This window comes from Aquiflexum sp. TKW24L (genome assembly GCF_023502205.1).
Taxonomy (GTDB): Bacteria; Bacteroidota; Bacteroidia; order Cytophagales; family Cyclobacteriaceae; genus Cognataquiflexum.
The window spans coordinates 62,286-80,043 of the sequence record NZ_JAMFLG010000020.1; the positions used below are offsets into that span (position 1 = coordinate 62,286).

General features: G+C 42.1%; 15 protein-coding genes and 1 tRNA gene. 9 read left to right on the forward strand and 7 right to left on the reverse strand.

The genetic code is table 11. The features are described from left to right. Window position 1: 1 nt before the first annotated feature. The 4 genes from M3O96_RS13880 to M3O96_RS13895 all read left to right on the forward strand — a co-directional run bounded on the left by M3O96_RS13880 (window position 2) and on the right by M3O96_RS13895 (window position 2,279). Window positions 2–358: a translation initiation factor gene (locus M3O96_RS13880; RefSeq protein ID WP_249721394.1), complete on the forward strand. Its 357-nt coding sequence runs from the start codon at window positions 2–4 to the stop codon at window positions 356–358. A gap of 78 nt (window positions 359–436) precedes the next feature. Further along, the gene (locus M3O96_RS13885; RefSeq protein WP_249721396.1) at window positions 437–1,150 is read left to right on the forward strand and encodes an SGNH/GDSL hydrolase family protein; all 714 of its coding nucleotides are present in this window, start codon (window positions 437–439) and stop codon (window positions 1,148–1,150) included. A 152-nt stretch (window positions 1,151–1,302) separates the two neighbouring features. Then, complete coding sequence (locus tag M3O96_RS13890; RefSeq protein WP_249721397.1) at window positions 1,303–1,698, forward strand: VOC family protein; 396 nt, start codon at window positions 1,303–1,305, stop codon at window positions 1,696–1,698. An 11-nt stretch (window positions 1,699–1,709) separates the two neighbouring features. After that, window positions 1,710–2,279 carry a hypothetical protein gene (locus M3O96_RS13895; protein ID WP_249721399.1) on the forward strand — a complete coding sequence of 190 codons (570 nt, stop codon included), beginning with the start codon at window positions 1,710–1,712 and terminating at the stop codon, window positions 2,277–2,279. Between the two features lie 23 nt (window positions 2,280–2,302). On the opposite strand, the gene M3O96_RS13900 is transcribed toward M3O96_RS13895, so the two are convergent. From M3O96_RS13900 to M3O96_RS13920, 5 genes are all read right to left on the reverse strand, one after another. After that, window positions 2,303–2,809 carry a GNAT family N-acetyltransferase gene (locus M3O96_RS13900; protein WP_249721400.1) on the reverse strand — a complete coding sequence of 169 codons (507 nt, stop codon included), beginning with the start codon at window positions 2,807–2,809 and terminating at the stop codon, window positions 2,303–2,305. A gap of 5 nt (window positions 2,810–2,814) precedes the next feature. Further along, window positions 2,815–3,399, reverse strand: coding sequence for a uracil-DNA glycosylase family protein (locus M3O96_RS13905; protein ID WP_249721401.1), 585 nt, complete (start codon window positions 3,397–3,399; stop codon window positions 2,815–2,817). A 98-nt stretch (window positions 3,400–3,497) separates the two neighbouring features. Then, complete coding sequence (locus M3O96_RS13910; protein ID WP_249721403.1) at window positions 3,498–4,211, reverse strand: SDR family oxidoreductase; 714 nt, start codon at window positions 4,209–4,211, stop codon at window positions 3,498–3,500. Between the two features lie 108 nt (window positions 4,212–4,319). Continuing rightward, a tRNA-Gly gene (locus tag M3O96_RS13915) sits at window positions 4,320–4,392 on the reverse strand. A gap of 138 nt (window positions 4,393–4,530) precedes the next feature. Next, window positions 4,531–5,676, reverse strand: coding sequence for a cystathionine gamma-synthase (locus M3O96_RS13920; protein WP_249721405.1), 1,146 nt, complete (start codon window positions 5,674–5,676; stop codon window positions 4,531–4,533). Window positions 5,677–5,746: 70 nt separating this feature from the next. On the opposite strand from M3O96_RS13920, the gene M3O96_RS13925 reads away from it, so the two are divergent. The 3 genes from M3O96_RS13925 (at window position 5,747) to M3O96_RS13935 (ending at window position 8,638) form a co-directional block, all read left to right on the forward strand. Then, complete coding sequence (locus tag M3O96_RS13925) at window positions 5,747–6,448, forward strand: TVP38/TMEM64 family protein (protein WP_249721407.1); 702 nt, start codon at window positions 5,747–5,749, stop codon at window positions 6,446–6,448. Between the two features lie 193 nt (window positions 6,449–6,641). Then, window positions 6,642–7,358 (forward strand): DUF2092 domain-containing protein, encoded by a 717-nt coding sequence (locus M3O96_RS13930; RefSeq protein WP_249721410.1) that lies wholly within the window; start codon window positions 6,642–6,644, stop codon window positions 7,356–7,358. A gap of 17 nt (window positions 7,359–7,375) precedes the next feature. Beyond that, a complete protein-coding gene (locus tag M3O96_RS13935) occupies window positions 7,376–8,638 on the forward strand; it encodes a DUF6515 family protein (protein WP_249721412.1) in 1,263 nt (420 codons plus the stop codon). Between the two features lie 178 nt (window positions 8,639–8,816). Here M3O96_RS13935 and porU2 read toward each other — a convergent pair whose 3' ends face one another. After that, on the reverse strand, window positions 8,817–13,847 hold the full coding sequence (porU2, locus tag M3O96_RS13940) for a putative type IX secretion system sortase PorU2 (RefSeq protein ID WP_349630848.1): 5,031 nt from the start codon (window positions 13,845–13,847) through the stop codon (window positions 8,817–8,819). Beyond that, window positions 13,847–14,959 (reverse strand): putative type IX sorting system protein PorV2, encoded by a 1,113-nt coding sequence (locus M3O96_RS13945; protein ID WP_502798917.1) that lies wholly within the window; start codon window positions 14,957–14,959, stop codon window positions 13,847–13,849. The genes porU2 and M3O96_RS13945 overlap by 1 nt, the downstream gene beginning before the upstream one ends. Before the next feature lie 392 nt (window positions 14,960–15,351). Here M3O96_RS13945 and M3O96_RS13950 point away from each other — a divergent pair, with 392 nt between their 5' ends. Beyond that, a complete protein-coding gene (locus M3O96_RS13950; protein WP_249721416.1) occupies window positions 15,352–15,681 on the forward strand; it encodes a PadR family transcriptional regulator in 330 nt (109 codons plus the stop codon). A 3-nt stretch (window positions 15,682–15,684) separates the two neighbouring features. Further along, entirely contained in the window at window positions 15,685–17,592 is a 1,908-nt protein-coding gene (locus tag M3O96_RS13955; RefSeq protein ID WP_249721417.1) for a PspC domain-containing protein, read from the forward strand. Window positions 17,593–17,758 lie beyond the last annotated feature (166 nt).

Here is a 17,758-nt window from a genome sequence, read left to right on the forward strand (position 1 = left end):
AATGTCTAAAAAGAATAACAATGATTGGAAGAAAAGGGACGGAGTGGTGTATTCTACCAGCAACGATTTTACTTTCAACTTTGGAGGAGATAAAGAGTCCGAAACGCTACCTTCTTCGAAACAGAATCTCAAAGTCATGCTGGACAAAAAATCCCGCGGAGGCAAGCAGGTGACTTTGGTAGAGGGATTTATCGGGACCGATGATGACCTCAAAGAACTTGGCAAACTGCTTAAAAGCAAATGTGGCGTCGGAGGAAGTGCCAAAGAGGGGGAGATCCTGATCCAAGGTGATCACCGTGATAAAGTTCTTCAGATATTGGTTCAGGAAGGCTACAAAGCCAAAAAAACCGGAGGATAATCTTTCCACAATTGACAATATTGCACCAAGCTTCTAATCAAAGCTTGGTGTTTTTGTTTCAACCCATTACTTTCAGAAATGCGCAACAGATTGTCTTATTTTTTCGAAATGATATTTTTGGTTCCAGTATTCCCAATCCTTTATTTTAGAGGAAAGAAACTTATCGGGGCAATGGTAAAGCTTCCTCCTAGAAGTGAATTTCAGAAAATCGAAGGCCGTGATCCTAATTACCATCTCCTTATCATTGGAGAATCAACCGCAGCTGGGGTAGGCGCATCAAGCCCTGACACGACTTTTGCCTCTCAGATTTTCAATCATTCTGAGGGGAAATATTCTATTCATAATTTGGGAAAAAATGGACTGAGGGCTAAAGAACTCTTTGGGCTATTTCAAAAATCTGAAGTAGAAGTTGCCACTTCCTTTACAAAAACGATCATCCTTATAGGTGCAAATGATTGCTTCAAATTTACTCCCCCCAGAAGATTCAGTAAAGAAATGGAAACTTTCATTCTATTTTTGATAAGGGATAAAGGAGTAAAAAACATCATCATCCCCTTAATCCCTCCGGTTCAGGTGTTTCCCGGAATTCCGCGGAGCATGCGGTTTTTCTTAGGATGGCATAGAGGCATTTTGACTAAAGAATTGAAAATGCTGGAAAAAAATATACTGCAACTTTCCTTTGAAAATTATGAGTCTGATACGGCCGCAGGATTTTATGCAGAAGATGGCATTCATCCGTCAGATCTGGGTTATGAATTGATAGCTAAGACAATAGCTACAAAAATTCAATAAAAATAAGTGGTCAAAAAAATGACCACTTGATTATCCCAAAAAATTAACCATAAACAAAAAGCATAACTCCCAAATACCTGATAGAGAAATATTGAAAGCCAAATACATTTACGAGCTCACATCTTACTCCAGATTGATCAATAGAAAAAATAATGAAACAATTCATCGCAAAATTCGCCTTGGTGGTCAAAGATTATGATGAAGCCATCGCCTTTTATATCCATAAACTCGGCTTCATGTTATTGGAAGACACCCGCATGTCAGATACTAAAAGATGGGTCAGGATCGCGCCTCCGGGCTATGAATATGGACAATGTGAAATTCTTTTGGCAAAAGCAGCTGATGAAAATCAGGCAAAAGCCATTGGCAACCAAAGTGGTGGAAGGGTGTTTTTGTTTTTGTACACTGATGATATTGCAAGGGATTACCAAAATCTGATTGAGCAAAAAATCAAAATCATACGACCATTGAGCACAGAATCATACGGGACTGTAGCCGTATTTGCGGATTTGTATGGCAACCTTTGGGACTTGATCCAACCAATCTGATAAATAATCCCATGCGAAGGAAAACCGCAAAGATAATTTCGGTCATTGGGCACCCCCTACTTTTTGGGAATGCTTACGTCATATTCATGTCCTTTCACAATCTGGAGAGGGAATTGGCGCTTATGGTCTCATTGCTTGTGATTTTTTTGGTAGCTGTACCGATCATTTGGAACAACTATCTGAAAATGAAAAGCGGGAAGTATACCAATTTTGATGTCTCAGACAGGATTCAAAGGAAGGGTTTCTATCCTTTTGCCATCAGCCTGTTTATGGTTTTGCTGTTGGTTTTTTGGACCTTGAAATTCCCTCGAGAAGTTATACTCCAAACACTTGTTTTCTTTGCCATGGTGCTGACCATGGCCTTGGTCAATCTCAGGATAAAAGCTTCCATGCATGCCGGAATTGCATTCTATATTGTGGTAAATATATTTGGGTTTGGATTTCTTCCGGGACTCATCACTTTGGCTTTTGGACTTGCAGTGACATGGTCAAGGTGGGAGATGGAAAGGCACAGTATGAAAGAATTGGTATTTGGTACTTTAATTGGGTCTTTTTTCGGGGCATTGGGTCTGATGATTTGAGAAGTTTGCCTCCGAATTTAATTTTAGAGATCAACCTGAAAGAGATTCAAGTCCTCCCCTTCTTTGAGCTGAATCGACCTTTGGTATTGAAACCCTAATTTCTCTACTAGCCTTATTGACGATTTATTATTAGGTAGTACAATAGCCAAAATTGTTTCCAACTTCAACTTACTTTTCGTATGCTCCAAAACTCCCTTTGCAGCCTTCAAAGCAAATCCCTTTCCCATAAATTCTGGTAGAAAAGCAAATCCAAGATCAGGATGTTCCAAAGTTTCCCTTTTGAGTAGACCGCATATACCTATTGGCAATCCTAAAAGTTTCTCTTCCACCATGTACAACCCAAAACCATATTCCTTATAATTTTTGAGTGGGCCGTTCAGAAGATATTCCCTTGCCTGCCTTTCATTTTTTACGCCGCGGTCACCAATGTATTGCAACCAGCCAGGGCTGTTCAGAAGAGCAAGTATGAATCGGAAATCATTTAAATCTAACTCTCTCAGGATAAGTCGATCTGTTTCTATCACATTCATGGACATCATTTGAGGAGAATAGTTTGGACTTTTTCTCTCAAAACAGGCACCACTGCACTCTCAAACCACGGGTTTTTGTTTTGCCAAATCTTATTCCTTGGAGAAGGATGGACCAAGGGAAAATATGTTGGAAGGTATTCTTCAAAAGACGTGACTGTTTCAGTGAGGTTTTGCTTTTTTGATTTCCCAAGATAATACGCTTGCGAGTAACTGCCAATCAGCAAAGTAAGCCGGATTTGAGGCATCTCAGCCAAAAGCGGCTGATGCCAAATCGGTGCGCATTCAGGTCTCGGAGGAAGGTCTCCACCTTTCCCTTTGCCGGGATAACAAAATCCCATCGGCACAATCGCAAAAAGTTTTGGATTATAAAAGTCTACCGGATCCACTCCCAACCACCGACGAAGTTCTTTGCCACTTTGGTCATCCCACGGAATACCTGAAGCATGAACTTTGGTGCCGGGTGCCTGTCCTACTATCAGGATTTTAGCAGCTGGATCTGCGATAAAAACAGGATTGGGACCCAATGGCAGAAATGACTCACAGATCCTACATTTTTTAATCCGGGAAAATAAAGGTTCAGTTTGTCGCATCAATCTACTTTCAACCCCTGCTTCTGAATTGTTGCTTTATGCTATCAGTAAAAAACATAAGAAAAAGAGTTGTGATCCTCTTTTTCTCCATTTTATTATCAAGCTGGCATGCTCGGTCTAACTTCAATTTTACTTGGTAATGTCCTTGGATTCATGTGCATCAAATCTACCACCATTTGACCTAAATCCTCGATCTGAATCTTCCATGCGTCTTTTTCACTTGGTTCGTGGTTATTGAAATAAGTAGCCACCGAACCCGGCATAATCGTGGTGGCACGAACACCATGTTGTCTCAGATCAAGCATAGCTGCTTGGGTAAAGCCTGTCACCCCAAATTTGCTCGCATTGTAGGCAGAACCGTTGACAAAGAAATTGGTGCCTGCCAAAGAGGAGATAGAAACAAAATACCCTTTAGAAGCTTTCAAACCATCGAGTCCAGCTTTGAGGCTGTAAAAAACACCGGTCAGGTTGGTGTCGATGGTATCATTCCACTGCTCGATCGTCATTTCCTCAATCGAAGCAAAATATCCAACACCAGCATTAGCCACTAAAAGATCCAAACCGCCCCATTTTTTAATCACTTTTTCCACGGCTTTTTTCTGAGAGTCAAAATCCCTTACATCAGCTTTTATGCCTATGGCTTCCCCTTTGCCTGATTTATTCAATTCTGCAGCAGCATCATCTGCACTTTTTTGGGAACGGCTGGTAATGGCTACATTCATCCCTTGGGCGATCAAAGCTTCCGCTATCCCATATCCGATCCCTTTGCTTCCGCCTGTGATCAGTGCTGTTTTGTTTTTAAGATTCTTCATGGTCATAATTGGTTTAAAAATGTGTTGGTATAATAAACAGAACTCTATTCTTCCCAATGAGGTTCATCTAAACCAATCTGATTTGGCTCAAAAGTAAAAAAAAAAATGAGCGGGTAATCGGTCTCGAACCGACGGCCTTCAGCTTGGGAAGCTGACGCTCTACCAACTGAGCTACACCCGCTTAATGTCTTAAATTTAAAGACAATTCCAATAAATAAAATATGTTTTTCAGCTTTTATATAGTATCTACAAATATCCAATATCCATGAATATCGATTTACTTTTAGAATGAATAGATCGCTAAAGAGCAGATTCAAACTCAAACTAGTTCCAACGCTTGCTTCAAATCCTCAATCAAATCCTCTACATCTTCAATTCCCACACTCAGCCTGATCAATGAATCCACCAAGCCTACTTTTTCTCTTTCTGCTTTTGGAATACTTGCATGCGTCATTGTAGCCGGATGCCCGCATAGTGATTCCACCCCACCGAGAGATTCTGCCAATGAGAAGTAATGCATATTCTCCAACACCTTCATAGCATCCTCTAATTTGTCTCCTTTGATGACAAATGAAATCATGCCTCCGAAGTCGCGCATCTGCTTTTTAGCAATAGCATGGTTTGGATGGGTCTCAAATCCCGGCCAATATACCTTGGCCACTTTGGGATGGGATTTCAGGAAATGGGCAATTGCTGCTCCATTTTGACAGTGTCTTTCCATACGGATATGGAGGGTTTTGATCCCCCTTAGGACCAAAAAGCAATCCTGAGGTCCCGGTGTCGCACCACATGCATTTTGGAGGAAAGCCAATTTATTTGCCAATTCATCGTCATTAACGATCAAAGCGCCCATCACCGTATCCGAATGACCGGCGAGGTATTTGGTAACGGAATGCATGACGATATCTGCTCCCATATCCAAAGGGTTTTGGAGAAACGGGGTCGCAAAAGTGTTGTCGACCGCAAAAAGGATCTTGTGCTTCTTGGCAATCTTTCCGATTTCCTCCACATCAATGATATTCATCATCGGGTTGGTGGGAGTTTCTGCCCAGATCAATTTTGTGTTTTTGTTGATGTAGGATTCGATCTCTTCTGGGTTTTCCATCGAGATAAAGTGGAATTTGATCCCATAGCGCTCAAAAACCTTGGTAAAAATCCTGTATGTTCCGCCATAGAGGTCATTCGTGCTGATGACCTCGTCTCCTGGATGGAGCAATTTGACTACTGCATCGATGGCACCCATTCCTGATGAAAAACACAATCCATATTTGCCGTTTTCGAGAGCTGCAAGGTTTTTTTGAAGGGCATCACGGGTTGGATTCTGCGTCCTACCATATTCATACCCCTTATGGTCTCCCGGAGATTTTTGGACATATGTCGAAGTCTGAAAAATTGGGGTCATGATCGCCCCTGTTGATGGATCCGGTTCTACACCGGCATGTATTGCTTTTGTTCCAAATTTCATATTTCTGCTTTCTATTTCTTTGGGTTTAATTCCGAAGTTTTGATTTCCTTTGCGCTTCAGAGGCCCAAAGATGGAAAAAAAGCAAGGCATATTCAAGGAATTCCAATCCGCCTACAGGATTAATCCGGCTGTTGCTTTGGCACTCGTTTGGGTAGCAGTGATGCCATCGTTGGGCAGTTTGTTAGGATTTCCGGTCTTGGTTCACTATGCGGAGACACTTAGTGACTTGGATTTTTTATCCTTCTTCACTGCACCTGTTTACCTTATTATAGTCACCTTACTGATGGGGTTTGCTTTGATGCCTACTACCTTAGTCGCTGGCCTTTCGGGGTTCATTTTTGGTTGGGAAGCTTTTCCGTTCCTGTTTTTAGCCTATAATTTCGCATCTGTATTGGGTTATGGTTGGGGCAAAAAACTTGGCGGAGAAAGTCTCGATCTGATTTTGGACAGGTATCCAAAAGCGAAAAACCTGATAGAGGCCAAGAGAAACCGGATGGGAGAATTGATCTTTTTTGGAAGATTGAGCCCTATTTTACCATTTGCAGTTTCTAATCTGCTTTTTTCGGTATTGCATGTCGGTTGGAAAAAACTCGTACTTTTTGGCAGTATCGGAATGTTGCCAAGAACAATTATTACCTTTTCCGCTGGAACTCTTGGTTCAAATATTTATGGTGCAATCAATCAGGAAGGGATTTCAGGAAAAGCCTGGATTTTCATTTTTCTTTTGTTGCTGAGTGTATGGGGAATTTGGCGGTTTTTCGTTAGAAAATAAAACACCCCGCCACAACCCATTTTCACCTGAAAAATGAAACACCTCAAGGATTTATTCCTTAGGTCGCAAAGCCTGATTTCTATTTGCAAGCCATAGCTGTTTGACCCAAAAGTTTTCAAATTCACTTATAGATTCCTTTAAAGATTATTCATTTATCAATTTACCAATGTCTATGCAAAAAATAGGTTGTTTAATGATTGCATTTTTTTTGGTCTTCAGTGCAAATGCACAGGACAGTACCATGGATGCAAGAGCAGTGGTCCTTTTGGATCGAATGAGTGAGGTCATCGGAGACCTCAGTTCATGTAGTTTTCAGCTGAAAACAGGAGTAGATATTCCTGATCCTACAAAAGGAATAATCAGAGAATATTCGGTGCATGATGTGCATATAGTGGGTCCGAACAAAATGCATGTACATACTAGAGGACCAAAAGAAGAATTTGGTTATTGGTACAATACCGACATGCTAATGTTTTATTCCTTTACAGGCAATACATATGGATTTATAGAAACACCGGATAATATTGTTGAAACCATGGATATGGTCAATAAGGATTACAATGTTGATTTTCCCGCAGGGGATTTCTTCTACCCTTCCTTTACGGATGATTTGATGGAGTATAGCGAAAGCATCTATTATATGGGTTTGGTGCATTTTGATGGAAAAGATTACCACCATATAGTAGCAAAAGGAACGGACAAACACATTCAGATTTGGATTCACAATGACACATTTGCCCTCCCGGCACGATATGTCATCCATGAGAAAAAAGACGGAGAGACCCTTCAGTTTGAAGGTATATTTTCCAATTGGAAATTAAACCCCGAATTACCGGAAGCTATCTTTGATTTTGTAGCTCCCGAAAATGCAAGGCGCTTAAATATCGTTTCCAAATCATCAACCTATTGAAATTAAAGCTCATGATTATGATCAAAAAATATGCAAAATTGGCAGGTATCGCAATGTTGATGCTATTCCTGACTATCAATCCAGATGGCCTATTGGCACAAAGAATGAGCCATGGTGGAGGAGGCCGCTCAGGTGGTGGTGGGGCTTCAAGGCCGAGCAGTAGTGGAGCTTCCAGACCGAGTGGTGGTGGTGGTTCTGCTTCAAGACCAAGTACAGCAAGTAGTCCTTCGAGATCCAATACCGGTAGTAGTCCTTCAAGGCAGCAGACTCCTGCCCCTTCAAACCGTGCCTCACAGCCTTCGGCAAGACCTTCAGGTTCACCTTCTCAGGGGGCCATTAATGGTGGGGCACAGAAAGGAACTGACCGAAAAGTCAATACCAATCAGGCTACAAGTGATCGGTCTATCAATTCTTCACGCCAAACCAGAGATCAGGGTGCCGTATCAAATAGCCAAGCAAGCGCTTCAGGAAATAGAACTGGAAACAGAGATTCTGATAGATCAGGCAGTGCCTCAAGCGCTAGGCCAGGTGGGGATGGAGGAAGAAATCCCAGCGTAGGCAATAACAACAGACCCGGAGGTGGAAACGGACCTGGTGGTGGAAACAGACCTGGTGGTGGCAATAACAACGTCAATATCGGAAACAACAACAATATCAATATCAACGCCCAGAGGAACACAGTGGTAAGGGTCAATGTGCGGTCTCCGATGATGATGAGGTCTCCATTTATGTTTGGCCGTATGTCAGTTTTTGCTTTCCATCCATTTTTCTTTTTCGCATTCCGTCCTTTCTTTTGGGGACCAATGTGGCATCCTTGGGGTTTTGCGATGATGATGCCTCCCCCTCAGGCTCAGGTAGTGAACGTTGTCAATGAAACCAATATCACCAACGTGACCAACGTGACGAATGTCATCAATGAATTCCAATACGCAGATGGGGTATTCTACCAAAAAGATGATGAGGGTTGGGTGGTCGTACCTGCACCAATTGGTGCAGAAGTGAGAACTATTCCTGATAATTACGAAATAGTGAAGTTGGAAGATAATGAAATCAACTATTATTGGGGCGGAGCATTCTACGAAAAAACCGGAAATGGGTATGTCGTAGTTCCGCCGACTGCGGGGGCTTTGGTTGAAAATCTATCTGAGGGTGGAGAGGAAGTAAAAATTGGAGAAAGAACCCTAATGAGATATGGAGAAACTTATTACCAACCGGTACAGGTAAATGGCAAAAACATGTATGAGATTGTATACATTGAATATGCTGATGAAGAAGAGTAAAATTTAATTTAGATAGTAACAAAGAAGCCTGTTTCTGGTCAGAAACAGGCTTCTTTGTTTTGAATGCTTTGGGTCCACCAGGAAAAATCCGTTAAATGATACGCCAATATTTTGACTGATAGCATTCCTAAAACATATTATGATCTGGTATTAATCGAAAAATCATTTCACCAAATCCTTATCTCAATAAGTACATTTTTCCATAACCTTGCTTAAATGCTTTGTCTCCTGCTGTACCTCGGAGCTCTACGTATTGGCCGTCTTTGCGAACCAGAACCCGGTAAATGTATACGCCATTGGCAAGCTGATCTCCAAATTCATCTCTACCATCCCAAGCAAATTCACTGATGTTGTTCCCAATTCTGATTGGCCCGAGCTCATCTTGCAGGATTTCACGGACTACCCTACCTGATACAGTCATGATCTGGATTTTGATCTGATCAGGGACCTCCGCGCCTGTCACTGTAAATACAAACCTGGTACTGCTGCTGAATGGATTTGGATATGGATAGAAGTTGGTGATGGTAGATTCGTTGATGACTTCAAAATTGATCTCATAAGGTTTGTTCACCCCTAGGTCTTCAGTCATCACACGTAAAGTATATATCCCATCTTCCAATGGACCGGGGCGGAATTCAACTTTATAGCTGCTATTTTCAGTCGCTTCCGTCCAAGTAATCAAGGGGGAAGAAAAGTTGATTTTTTCAAATTGGCAATTGTCACAAGGCTTCCTGAGGAAAATCTCCAATCCCAATGTGTCTTTCTTGAGGATGAGGGATTTATCATTTTTGAGAATAGAAGTAATCATCACTGTAGGGGAAACGATATCCCCGTCAAGAATATAGACCCCATCAAAATTGACATCCAAGATGGCACTATTCTGATCAGGAACTACGGTAATGTATGTTCCCAGATCAATGATATTGTTTCTAAATGTTTGTTCCAAAATGATCCTAGGATTGGCAAACACTTCCAACTGAATATCTCCACCATTCCCCGTTGAATTGAACACTATGGTAAATTCAAATTTTTCACCGGATTTGACAGCAGGAATTTTTCTGGAGAATTTCTCAAATTTCTTCGAAGTTGTATTGTTGAATTCCCATTGCACGACCAAAGAATCCACGAAATCCATTTGGGAAATATTTACAAATTCAAAATTAAGGTTCACTACCTGACCTTCCTGAAGATTCAATTTTTCCTCTTTTCCGTTAAATATCAAAACTCCTTCGGGTACACCTGTGTAATTTACCTGCCATTTGTCCAGATAAGAAGGTGCCGTAGAAAGTTCATCTTCCATGGCATACCTTAGCCTGAGGTAAGGGAATAAAGTCGAATTGACTGAAGAAAGGTCGACTTGTCCCTCTTGAACCTGTGAGAATAAAACCTGTTCCTCCCCTGTTGGTTTGACCCCGATTACATCAAAATATGCCAATTCTTCATTGAACCAATCTCTTTTATTGACCTGATTAAAAAAGCACTTCCATTCTGAAGAGGGGCCGATTCTCGGTGTCACTATACTTCCTGAGGCCAGATAGCCTTGGATCTCAGTTTCAAATTCAACGATTTGCTGGTTGGTTTCCAACTCCAGATTCTGTTGGGCTACAATCTCCACAGCCTCTCCCGGTTTCATCCCTTTCCTTCCATACAGAATGTAAGGATCGCCATTTTGTAGATTTCTGAGCACAGCTTCATTGGCTCCGATTTCTTTCATCTTTTCAAATACAGCATCAGGCCATTGCTGGTAAGTCACATTCCCCACAGAAAAAATTACCACGTAATCCCCTTCTTTTAGCCCATCGATATAATCAAGAAGCATTCTTTGACCAGGTTGAGTAATCCAGGCATTGCGTACACTCTGGATAACCTGTGGCACCCTGCCGCAACTCCTGCCATCGAGGATATCAAAGCCAGGAACTGGGATCACCAAGTAAGGTGTCAAAGACCTTTGCTCAAAAGCCACCAAACCTAAGGAACCGTCTGGACAAAGCCTTGAGTTGGCATTGTTCACATTATCAATAATATACGGAACACCTTCAAGATAGAATTGGGTATTTCTGAAAGTCAAACTATCAGTTTGATTTCCAAAGGTGAAAACCCCTATGTCAAGCTTGGTATCCTTGTATTTCCACTGCCTCTTAATTGGATCGATTTCCAGGTTGTTTAGTTGATTGCTTTCCAATTGTGGTAATTTTCTTTGAGTCCACCCTTCAGGTCCATTTGCAATGAAGGAGAAACTTCCAACTGTCCATTCCTGGCTTTCTCCCTCTCTCGGATCAAGGAATCTTGACCTCCAATAGAAGGTCATAGAATCTTTTTGGGTCAGATTCTGGAACAAGTTGACATTCCAATTGGCAAGGTTGGATGTGGTTATCCTCGCTTCCCTTCTTGTCGATGAAGAGAAATTGGCAGCCGTATCGAGTTGAATGACCAGGTTTCTTGGTTCGATAGATTTTCCAGGAATCTGGGAAATAAGGTTGATTTCTGACTCATTGACAATTCCAAAATTTTCGGGAATGAGGTGAATGGTTCCACTCAATGGAATGAATTTGGTCACCGTGACAGCATTATTGCTAAAAGTCATCTCAGGAATTACCCGCGATGGATTGATTTCCAATGTAAAAATATTATCTCCAAAGGCTTGAATCCCAGTATTAGGAATAGCAAAGTCAATGGTATCTTTTCTATATACCGCGGGAATTTTCGCCAAAGCATAATTGATCTGGGTTCCGTCCGGCAATCTTCTTGAAACTTTAAATTCGAGGGAATCCACATCGACTCTGCCTATATTTTTGAGGATAAAAGAAAATTTCAAAGAATCCGCAAGTGCATTGAAAGTCTCCCCATCGAAGCTTCCCAAAGTCACATCAGAATCAATGACCGAATAATCGGCTTTGTTTGCAGGAAAAAGTCTTACAGCAGGATCACCCAACATGACCAACTGCTCGGCATGGGATCTGTTGACCGGAGAAGATCCATACCTGTTAAAAAACCACTTTTCGGCCTCTCTCCTCACTACTCCCACAGGTTGGTAAATGGTCGTGGAATCAGAAAAGGCTTTGATATAAAAAGATTCGCTGTACCTCCTGAGGTAAACATCCACACCGATATTGGCATGGGCCATAAAATTTGTCGCCCCTTTATTCGGAGTCAAAACCCAATCTTCTCCAAAGGTGTAGGCATTTCCGAAGGCATTGCCTGCATCACAGCCATTCAAGAGCAACATGGGATATTTACCCCGGTTGGAATATCCCATATTGGGATCAGAGGCAAAACCGATTTCGATGTCAATCAAAGAAGGAGAACCATGGCCAAAGAATGTAACCAAGCTTGCACCCCTATTGATATCCCCTGAAATATCAATCAGTTCAATCGTCGAATTAGAACGCTTTCGATAGGTAGTGACATTAGCCCCCATGTAGGGTCCTTCGACGATATTTTTAAATCCATTAAGGAAACTAAAATACCTATTCAGCTCAAAGGCCGATACACCACCACTGAGATGTACTACTTCTTTTTGCCAGTCCTCAGAAACACCAAGTGCATCCTTTTCCTTTACTTTATCAAGGTAAGCTGCTACCTGATCCGGATTTCGGGCAGGAATCCGCCCAATCGAAATGGCAGCAACATAGGGATTCTCTGGATCTAGTCCCATGGTGTAGTTGTTGTCTGCATAAGGATACCCCGCAGGCGGGACAACATCCTGAAACTGGAAAACAGAGGGATTTTGCCTGTAGAAAAAATTGACATTATTGGATCGTGCCGTTGAGAAAATCCCCATAGCCCTGCCTATCAAAAGTAGAAAATCAGGCTTATGAACAGGATAATAAGCCCTCAAAAACTCATAAACCGCCAAGGGAGTCTTTTCTCCAAAAGTAAATTGGTTGTAAAGGTCGTCCACATTGATCACCAGCGTATCGTACCCTCCACCCTCGGGTGAAGCCCTATGCGCAGCATGCGCTATGACAGGATCTGCATAAGTGGAAGATGGCCTCCTCAGTGCTTTGTTTGAAAGAACAATGAAATCCGCCTTTTGCCCAAGAAAATTCCTAAACTTCACTACGGTCATGGTCGCAATCCTATTGATGTTAAGTTGGTTCTCCACCAAGACCTTGCTCTGACCTCCGGCGATGCCGGCAACGAAGGTAATTTGATTCCCTGTTTTGGTAACAGGAACTAGGCTTGGATTGATCGGATCAGATACTTCCAAAGCTATGTAATCTGAAAGTACGTTGCCTATTTGAATCCTTCCGCTTTCAGGTCCTGAGATAAAAATCTCTTTAGAAAAATCTCCATTGGCAACCACTTTGGGATATGTTAACTTGAGGTATGCAATGGAAACATTGTCAGTAGCTTCACTCCCGCCGGATGCAACTCTTATGGCTATCGACCCATTAGCGCTAAAATCGGAAGGCAACAGTCCTACGGTCTGGTGAATCGCCCGGTAATTTGAATATTCATAAGAAGCTATTTCCCTTAAATTACTGGAATTGGGTCCTACACTGATGATGGAGTTATGTACAGTGGGAGACCTTCCGGTAAGGCCAAGTTCCAATTGGACATTGCCTGTGGGTGGAATAGTGCCCAAGTCAGAGATGACGACTGTTCTTGGGTTGGTTTTGGTAATTGCTGCACTCACCCATCCGCTTCCGTCTTCAAAATCAGAAAGATAAACTCCCGGGCTATAAATCTGTCCTAGGTTATAATTTTCAAAATAGACCAGCTGTCTGATGGTTTGGTAATTGGCCTGCAGCGGAATCGAAGGATTAGGGTCTTGCCTTCTAGCCATTCTTTTTCCCTGAAAAGTGGGAGATACAGTGAGGAAGAAAGCCGTGGTATCATTGTGGATATTGTACATGGTGTTTCCCTGATGGGAAGGATCCTCATAAAATTTGACATCTAGGGTACCGTCATTCCTTTCGCCATAAAAATCAATATAATCCGAAGGATCAAACTTACCATCATCCTGTCCCTGGACAAAAATTGCAACTTCCTCTCCCCTATGGAATACCCTGATATTGCGAGGGTCAATGATATTGGGATTGATCCCGGAAGAGGAAAGGGTGGTGAAATTGAGCCGGTGGATTCCGTCTGAGGCAGTTGGGATTTTATAATATGTCTGCCCAAAATCTATCCATCCGCTTTGGGCAAAAGCCAAAGTGGATAAAAACAGGGTAACCACTGAAAAAAAGAATCTTCTTGCCATCATTAATATTCCCAACCTTTATTAATCCTAAACCTCTGTTCATGTTCTTTCAAACTCACCTTGACACTGAATACATGTGAATAAGGTGTCTGAGAAATCCCCCCAATATCGGAAAGGGCGTAATCAACTTGAAATTTTTCATTGAGAAACACGCCCAAACCAAAGCTTGGCTTCCAAGAGGTATAGTAAGTTGCATCAAAATCTTTGATCCGCTGTACATTACTACCACCTGCCCTAAGAAATACCATGTTCCGGTAAGAAGCTTCAATTCCCATTCTTGGATCGACGCTGACCAAGCCGGTCCTGACCACAGTATTCCTTCTGCCGTCAAAAGTAAAATCAAGATCAAATACCCCCTGAATCTTAAATTCTTCATTGATCTCTACTTCCCTTGTCACACTGAATATCGCTCGTGGCAATGTAAGTTCAATAGAATTGACCGGAATCTGGTTATTGGTCTGGGAGTAAATGTCTCTCACCATCTCAGCATTGTGAAACCAGGCATTGAAGGTCGTGGTGATGTCTCTTAGCATAAATCCAAACCTCCATTTTTCCAAAAGAAAGATCCCTCCTACATCTAGTCCAAAGCCCCAAGCCTTGGCAAATTTACCCACGTTTCGATGAATGACCTTGCCGTTGACACCGATTTTGAATACATCACTCACATCCCGTGCATAGGAAAGCATCAAGGCATAATCTGCTGCATTGAAAAATTGGATGTTGTTATAATTCAAAGCACCATTGGCATCATATAAAAATCTGGTATCCGGAATATCATCCACCCCAAACCGGATCAAGGATATACCGATAGAATTATCCGTATCGATGCTTGTACTGTATCCAAGGTAGTCAAACTTGGCAATGCCGGCGAAGTACTCCGCATGCATCATGGCAAATTCATGCTGATGCCGGATACCGATCAGTCCTGCCGGGTTCCAGTACGCTGCTGTCACATCCCGGACAGAAGATACCTGGGCACCCCCCATTCCTAGGGCACGGGCACCAATACCTATATTCATAAATTCATTGGAATACTTAGGAGCTATCGTTTGGGCATTGAGCTTGGCTACGCTAAAAAGTAACATTATTCCAATAAAACACCTGATAATCACCATTTATCATGTATTTAATTACGATGCAAAGTAAAAAGAAATACCTAAGGAAAAAGCTTTCCCAAAATAAAAATGACCGCCCAGACTCGCCAAATCCTGTTCGGAAGCGTACATTATATTGTTCACTTCAGCCACACTTGTTTTTCCTGAAATCCTTTTTGTATATCAAGCCCAAAAAAAATCCCTTGGTCAATATTTACCCAAAAAATGGCTCAATTAAAAAAAAACGAGCATTTTTTATTTTTTTTAAAATTTCCAGTACCTTTTAATACACACAAGTCTTGTAATGCAAGGTACTGTTTTACATTTTGGTACAGTTTTTCTAAATGTTGAGGAGAAAAGGGGCATGTCTACACTTTGAAACACACCCCTTGGTAACTAAACCACTCAGAAAAATGAACGCTTCAAACACCCAGATACAAATGCGGAAAGGACTTCTGGAGTTCTGCATTTTGCATATCATCGCCAGAGGAGAAATATATGCCTCTGACATGATCGAGGAACTTACGGATGCCAAGATGATCATCGTAGAAGGTACTTTGTACCCGCTGCTCAACAGACTCAAAAATGCCTCTTTGGTTTCGTACAAATGGGTCGAATCCGAATCTGGACCGCCTAGAAAGTACTACTCCATTACAGAAGAAGGATCACGGTTTTTAGAAACCCTGAATGAAACCTGGGATTCCCTGGTCAATTCAACCCAATTAATCACCTCAAAGAAATAAGTCATGAAAAAGACAATAAGCATCAACATAAGTGGGATCCTGTTTCACATAGAAGAGGATGGTTATACCACATTGAAAAAATACCTTGAATCCATCAACAGGCATTTTTCACACTACGAAGACAATCAGGAAATCATTTCTGATATAGAAAATAGGATTGCTGAGATCTTCCTGAGCAATCTCAAAAACAACAAGCAGGTCATCACAGCCGATAATGTGAATAGCCTGATTGATAAAATGGGTACAATTGCTGATTTCAAGGCCGGTGAGGAGGAGATTTCAGATGGCCCTGAAGACAAAAAGTCAGAATCAATTGAGGAGAATGATTATTACAAACACATCACCCCTCATGACCATATCAAAGGATATAAGAAACTAACAAGGTTGGAAAGCCGCAAAATCCTGGGAGGTGTCTGTGCGGGGTTGGCCAACTACTTATCCGTTGATCCACTCTGGACAAGGTTGGTAGCGATACTGTTGATCTTCAGCGGCAACCTGAAACTCGGAAGCCCCGGTTGGGATTTTCTTCCCTGGAACTTCAATTTCAGCCTTTCGTTCGGATTCTTTGCCATCATCGCCTATATCGTATTATGGATTATCCTTCCCGTTTCATATGATGAACCAGAGGACAAAAACATCAAAAAACTCTACCGTAACCCTGATGACAAAACCTTAGGTGGGGTGGCAAGTGGTTTGGCGGCCTACTTTGGTATTGAAGTGATTTGGATGAGGCTTCTGTTTATCGGGTTGATATTTGCAGGGGGATCAGGATTCGTCATCTATATCATCCTTTGGATTATCACGCCGGTGGCCAAATCAATCACCGAGAGAATTGAAATGAAAGGCGGCGCCATCACTTTGGACAATATCGAAACCACGATCAGAGAAAATCAAAACCCCGTCCTTCCCAAAGAGGAAAGTCAGGCAAGGAAAATCCTTTTGGCACCCTTCAGGTTTCTAGGCAAAGTGATCGATTCACTTGGAGAGGCATTGGGCCCCTTGGGTTCATTCCTGCTAGCTGTCATCCGGGTCTTTTTCGGATTGATCATATTCATCATCGGTATGGCCATCACGATTTCACCGCTCGCCTTGTTGGGGGTATATTTCGGAATAGCACCGGGAAGTGATGTGTACTTAGGCATCAGGGAGAGCATCCCCATGGAATGGATCACTGAAATCGTCCCTACTTGGCTTGCGGTCTCTGCAGCTGTAGCCATGCTGATTCCAGGAATCATCATCGTCCTGTTAGGCATCTCGGTGCTTGTCAAAAAGAGCATCATCGATGCAAGATTTGGATTGGTGGCTTTGGGTCTTTGGTTGCTGAGCATAGGATTGTGTGCGTTTCAGATTCCACGGGTAGTGGCTACATTCAAGACAGAGGCTACCCATACTGTGGAACAGCCTTTGAGCTTTGCTCCCGGCACCATAGTACTCAAATCAGTAGAAAATGACAGTGAAGATGGCCTATTTGACAAAGTCAAACTTCAGCTTGAAGGCACAGATGCGGCAGAACCTATCTTGCTCCAGCACTTCGAAGCACGTGGAAATTCCAAAGCAGATGCTTTGCAAAATGCGAAATCTATCCAATACAGCTTCAATGTTGCGGATACCACGGTGACCTTTGAGAGGTCTATCAACCTGTTTGAGCTGGATAAATTTAGGGTTCAAAATCTCAAATTGAATCTGGAAATCCCTTATGACAGGCCATTTGTAATGGACAAATCGATCATCCCGATCATCGAAAATACCCTCCACAGAAATGGCTACAAAACAAGGGACATCAATTCCAGAAACCATTGGGTTTTCAATGAAAAAGGGTTGCTCTGCCTTACCTGTAATCAGGCAGGCAAAACCACTGAAGCAGATAGTCTGTCAAGGGCGAAGTTTGAAGGGGCATATTTTATGAAGTGATTTTGAATTAAAGGACTTAACCAGCGATTATCAAGGCGGGATACCGACAAGTATCCCGCTTTTTCTATTCTATTTGACCTTTTAAAAAAGCCGGAGTGGATTAGAAACAAAACTTTAAGTGATTAAATACCCTTTTTTTCTGGGCGCAGCTGACAATAATCACTTT